Annotated in this window: 5 protein-coding genes; 3 read left to right on the top strand and 2 right to left on the bottom strand. The window is 68.5% G+C overall.

Annotation, left to right across the window (positions count from 1 at the left end; translation table 11 throughout):
* Nucleotides 1-295: 295 nt before the first annotated feature.
* Nucleotides 296-1,288 carry an IS110 family RNA-guided transposase gene (locus ACRDUX_RS41440; protein WP_526423483.1) on the bottom strand — a complete coding sequence of 331 codons (993 nt, stop codon included), beginning with the start codon at nucleotides 1,286-1,288 and terminating at the stop codon, nucleotides 296-298.
* On the opposite strand from ACRDUX_RS41440, the gene ACRDUX_RS41435 reads away from it, so the two are divergent.
* From ACRDUX_RS41435 to ACRDUX_RS41425, 3 genes are all read left to right on the top strand, one after another.
* Nucleotides 1,287-1,583, top strand: a complete 297-nt coding sequence (locus ACRDUX_RS41435; RefSeq protein WP_526423479.1) for a transposase — start codon at nucleotides 1,287-1,289, stop codon at nucleotides 1,581-1,583. The two genes, ACRDUX_RS41440 and ACRDUX_RS41435, sit on opposite strands and share 2 nt — an antisense overlap.
* Nucleotides 1,580-2,593, top strand: a complete 1,014-nt coding sequence (locus tag ACRDUX_RS41430) for an IS3 family transposase (protein WP_526423477.1) — start codon at nucleotides 1,580-1,582, stop codon at nucleotides 2,591-2,593. Before ACRDUX_RS41435 ends, ACRDUX_RS41430 begins: the two co-directional genes overlap by 4 nt.
* 419 nt (nucleotides 2,594-3,012) lie before the next feature.
* Nucleotides 3,013-4,415 (top strand): IS3 family transposase gene (locus ACRDUX_RS41425; RefSeq protein WP_526423481.1). Its coding sequence is split into 2 segments (ribosomal slippage): nucleotides 3,013-3,340 and nucleotides 3,340-4,415, totalling 1,404 coding nucleotides; the frame shifts between segments, so codons are not numbered across the junction.
* Here ACRDUX_RS41425 and ACRDUX_RS41420 read toward each other — a convergent pair.
* A partial coding sequence (locus ACRDUX_RS41420; protein ID WP_526423475.1) for a radical SAM protein occupies nucleotides 4,412-5,238 on the bottom strand: 827 nt, incomplete at its 5' end. The genes ACRDUX_RS41425 and ACRDUX_RS41420 overlap by 4 nt on opposite strands.

Genomic DNA, 5,238 nt, shown 5'->3' with positions numbered 1-5,238 from the left:
CTGATATGGCCGTCGGTTTGTCAAGTGGGCGTGCGGGATCGGCGTCCGCTGGGCGGCCGTGATGAAGGGGTGGTCGGTGCGGCGGGGCGCCGGGCTCGGTGTCGGCGTTGCCAGTCTGAAATGCGAGGGTTGGCTACCTCAGGGCCCGGTTTCGTGCTGCCGGCTGTCGCTGTCTAGAAACGAGCGTGCCAACCCGCGCCAAGCGCGGGGGTGGTGCTCATAGTGCAATCGCGTGTGCCGGCCGCTGATGGCCCGGCGCCCCGGCCCACCGTCCAGTGGTGCTGTCAGCCCGGGGTTAGTCGGCGGTGGCGGCGGCCCACAGGAAGGCGGCCAGCTGGCGGGCGCAGGCGACGACGATCACGTTGTGGGGCTTGGCCCTGGCCTTCATCGCCCGGTTGACCTTGAACAGGCGCTGCTGGGCGCGGTTGCTGATCGCGAGGATGTGATCGGGCTGGCCGTGCTGGCGGTTGGCCAGGGTCGCGCCGAGCCGTGGTTGTCGGCTGTAGTGCCAGGCTGACTCGACCAGCAGCCGGCGGGCGAGCATCGATCCGGTCTTGGTGATCGAGCCCTGGCGGGAGGACTCGCCGGATTGGCTCAGCGACGGGGTCAGGCCCAGCCACGCGCTCAGCTGCGAGGCACGCTCAAAGCGCCGCCAATCTGCGCCGAGCTCCAGATGCAACGAGAACGCGGTCAGGGTGTCGATCCCGCGGAAGGCGCGCAGCCGGGCGACGGTCGGCCACCAGGCCGGATCGGTAGCCAGCTGCGACAGCGCCAACGCGATCTGCGCCTTGCGCGACGACAGCCCGTCGACGCAGGCCAGCAGGTCGCCAAACACCAGATCGCTGGCGGCATGGTCAAAGCGCTGGACCGACAGCCAGCGGCGATGCTCGGCCGTCCACGTCGTCGCCTTCGGATAGACGCGGCCATGCCTGAGCAGCATCTTGCTGACGCGGTGGCGGGCGGTCATCAGATCCCGCCGGCAGGCGTCATGGGCCCGGGTCAGCTCCCGAGCGGCCTCGACCTCGGGCGGCGCAACGACAACCCTGGTCAACGAGCCGGCCAGCAGCAAACGCGCGAGCAACTCGGCGTCCTTGCGATCGGTCTTGACCCGATCGCTGGCACCCCGCGGCGTCTTGCCCGGCGCCACGACCTGCATGGCGACTCCCTGCGCGATCGCCGCCCGATACAGACCAAATGAGCCGGGCTGGGTTTGACGGAGACCTTGATCTGACCTGGGAAAAGTGGAGTCGGGATACTGGGATCTGCTGGCAGAGAGGAAGCAGCAGATGCCGAGGAGTTACCCGCCCGAGGTGCGTCGCCAGGTGATCGAGCTAGCCCGTGCGGGCACGAAGGTCAAGCAGCTGGCGGCGACGTTTCGGATGTCGGACGCGACGATCTATACGTGGCTGAAGCAGGAGCGCATCGATCGCGGCGAGGCTGAGGGCGCGACGACGAGCCAGCAGTTGGAGTTGGCCGCCGCCAGGCGGCGGATCCGCCAGTTGGAGACCGAGTTGGCGGTGGCGCGCAAGGTCAACGAGGTGTTCCTGGCCGAGGGGATAGCCCCAAAAGGCTCTACCCGGTGATCAGGTCTCTGGCCGGGCAGGGCATCAACGTGCAGCAGGCCTGCGTCGCGTTGGGCGTGTCCCAATCGGGCTACTACGCCTGGATTGATCGTCCCGACGCGCCACGGACATTGCGCAGGATCTGGCTGGCCGGGGAGATCGCCGACGTCCACAAGGAGTCCGGCGGCACCTACGGCGCGATGCGGATCACCGCCGAGCTGAAATACGGACGCGGAATCGCGGTCGGCCACTGTGCCGTCGGGGACATCATGCGCCAGATCGGCCTCAAAGGGCTGCCGCGGCGGAGGCTGCCGCGCGGTGCGAAGCTGTCCAGAGTGACGTCGTTGGACCTGGTCGGGCGCAAGTTCAAACGCGATCGCCCCAACGAGCTGTGGTTCACCGACATAACCGAGCACCCCACCCGCGAGGGCAAGGTGTACTGCTGCGTCGTGCTCGACACCTACTCGCGCAAGGTCGTGGGCTGGTCGATCGACTCCACCCAGACCACCAGCCTGGTCCTCAACGCGCTGGGCATGGCCACCCAGCGACGCCCCGACCGCGACGGACTCGTGATGCACAGCGACCGCGGCGTCCAGTTCAGCTCATGGGCCTTCAGCCACAACCTCTCCCAGGCCGGCATCTCGCCGTCGATGGGTGCCGTCGGGTCCGCGTTTGACAACGCGCTGATGGAGAGCTTCTGGGGACGCATGCAGGTCGAGCTGCTGGATCGCCGCAAATGGAAGACACGCATCGAGCTGGCCACGGCGATCCACGACTACATCGAGCTGTGGCACAACCCCCGCCGCCGGCACTCCGCTCTGGGGATGCGCACCCCCGACGAGGTCGAGAACGCGTGGCTCCAGGCCAACACCCCGGCCACGGTCACTACCGGCCCGGCGCTGCAGACGCGCGCGGCTGCCGGCGCCTCCGCCCGCCTTCGGCGAGCTTCGGCCCCGACAGCCGACACCACGGACGACGTGGCCTCCGAGACCGCCGTCACAATCACTAACGACACCAACCACGCCGCCTGATTCCAGCGTCCCGGCTCCACCGAAACCAGGTCAGATCACGGTCTCCGTCGAATCCAGCCCGTCTCAGGTCCCGTTGCCTGAGTAGCTGACTCCTTTGCCACGGGCAGTTAATAGCGGCGACCAATTCATTCCGTTGTTTGCACGTGTGTTCGTAGGCCCTGACAACGGTCCTAGCTAATTAAAATCTTCCGGCACTTGCTTTAATAGCTTCTATGGCAGCTTCCAACCGCGCAGGCCGTTTCGTTGCCCAGCCGAGCCCTCTCTGCCAACGTCACGTGAGACGCTCATGACCGAGGAACTACTGAGTCCTGAGGGCGAGAACGGAGCATGTGACGGTGTTGGAGATCAACGGAGATGCCGGCGGGCTGGGGGTCCTGGGAGCCGGAGGCGAGCGGGATTCCCAGCCCGCCGCGCGCGGCTTGTCGGCGGGGGTGCCTGACCCCGAGCTGGTCGAGAGGCCCAAGCGTCGGCGGTTCACGGCGGAGTACAAGCTGCGAATCGTGCGTGAGGCCGAGGCGTGCACGCGGCCCGGCGAAATCGGCGAGCTGCTGCGTGGTGAGGGCTTGTACTCGTCGCTGTTGACGGAGTGGCGCCGCGCCCACGAGGCCGGTGCGCTCGGGGCGCTGGAGCGGCCGCGCGGACGTCCGAAGACCGACCCGCGCGACGCCGAGAACGCCGAGCTGCGCCGCCGCGCCGAGCGCGCCGAAGCGGAGCTTGCGAAGGCGCGCAAGGTCATCGAGGTGCAGGGAAACGTCTCGGCGTTGTTGGGCGAGTTGCTCGAGCCCAGGGGCGCGCAGGAGAACATCGAGCGATGATCCAGTCCACCGTCGACGAGCTGACACCCGTGGTCGGCACCAGGCCCGCGTGCCGAGCGCTGGGCGCCGCCCCGGCGACCGTCTACCGGCACCGCAACCCGCCGCCGGCCAGGCCGCCGCGGCCGCGTCAGCCGCCCGCGCGGGCGCTGTCTGACGCCGAGCGCGAGGCCGTCCTGGAGATGCTGCACAGCGAGCGGTTCGCAGACAGCTCGCCCGCGCAGGTGTGGGCGACGCTGCTGGACGAGGGCCGCTACCTGGCGTCGCAGCGCACGATGTACCGGCTGTTGGCCGCTAAGCACGGCGGGGTGCGCGAACGCCGCGCACAGCTTGAGCACCCGCCCTACGCGGCGCCCGAGCTGCTGGCCCAGCGCCCCAACCAGCTGCACTCCTGGGACATCACCAAGCTCAAGGGCCCGGCGAAGTGGACCTACTACTACCTCTACGTCGTGTTGGACGTGTTCAGCCGCTACGCCGTCGGCTGGACCGTCCAGCACCGCGAGTCCGGGCAGGTCGCGCGGGAGCTGATCGCCCAGGTCTGCGACCAGCAGCAGATCGCGCGCGACCAGCTGACCGTGCACGCCGACCGCGGGTCCTCGATGACCAGCAAGCCGGTCGCGTTCCTGCTCGCCGACCTCGGCGTGCTCAAGAGCCACAACCGGCCCTACACCTCGACCGACAACCCCTACTCCGAAGCGCAGTTCAAGACGCTGAAGTACCGGCCGACGTTCCCGCAGCGCTTCGACAGCATCGAGCACGCCCGCGCGCACTGCCGCGAGTTCTTCGACTACTACAACCATTCGCATCGTCATTCTGGCATCGGCCTGATGACCCCCGCCGCCGTCCACCACGGACACGCCGACACCATCCACGCCGACCGCGCACGCGTCCTGCACGACGCCTACACCGCGACCCCCGAACGCTTCGTCAGGCGCCCGCCCAGGCCGCCCGCGCTGCCGACCGCCGCCTGGATCAACAAGCCCGCCACGACCAAGGAGGCTGCACACTAATTTCGACGCGCGAGTGTCTCATCCGACTTGACAGGCTCCGCGGTCGCCCCGTTCTCCGCCGCCAGTTCGAGGATCCGCTCCACCTGCTCGGGCGAGTCGTTGATCCCCGGCATCAGCGGCGCGATCAGGATGCCCGCAGGAATCCCCGCACGATTGAGCTCGCCGACCGCCTCCAGGCGCGCCTTCGGATGCGGCGTGTGCGGTTCGCTGGCCCGCCAGGCCTTCTCGTCCAGCGTCGGCACCGAGAAGTTCGCGCTCACGGGCGCCACCTCGGCGATCTGCAGCAGCAGGTCCAGATCGCGCAGCACCAGCGGCGACTTGGTCAGCACCGAGCACGGGTTGCGCGCATCGCGCAGCGCCTCCAGGATCCCGCGCATCAACCGGTAGCGGCCCTCGACCCACTGATACGGGTCGGTGTTGGTGCCCAGCGCCACGTGCTCGCCCTGCCACGAGGGCCGCCGCAACTCCGCGCGCAGCACCTCGGGCACGTTGACCTTGACCACGATCTCGCGCTCGAAGTCGCGCCCGGCGTCGAGGTCGAGGTACTTGTGCGTCGGCCGGGCGAAACAGAACTGGCAGGCGTGGGTACAGCCCCGGTACGGGTTGATCGTCCAGCGAAACGGCATCTGCGACGCCTCGGGCACGCGATTGAGCGCCGACTTCGCGTGGACCTCGTAGAAGCGGATGTCCAGCGCCTCGGGCGCATCGAAGTGACGCACGACGGCCCCGTCGCGGTAGCCCGGAAGGCGAGCCTGCTCTTCGGCCTCGATGGTCTGATTGCTCCAGCGCACGAACGTATGTTCGCACACGCATCGGACCGTAC

This window comes from Mycobacterium sp. (assembly GCF_050701675.1).
In the GTDB taxonomy this organism is placed as follows: domain Bacteria; phylum Actinomycetota; class Actinomycetes; order Mycobacteriales; family Mycobacteriaceae; genus Mycobacterium.
Note: the sequence above shows the minus strand (reverse complement) of the source record. Positions and strands in the feature narration are given on the sequence as shown.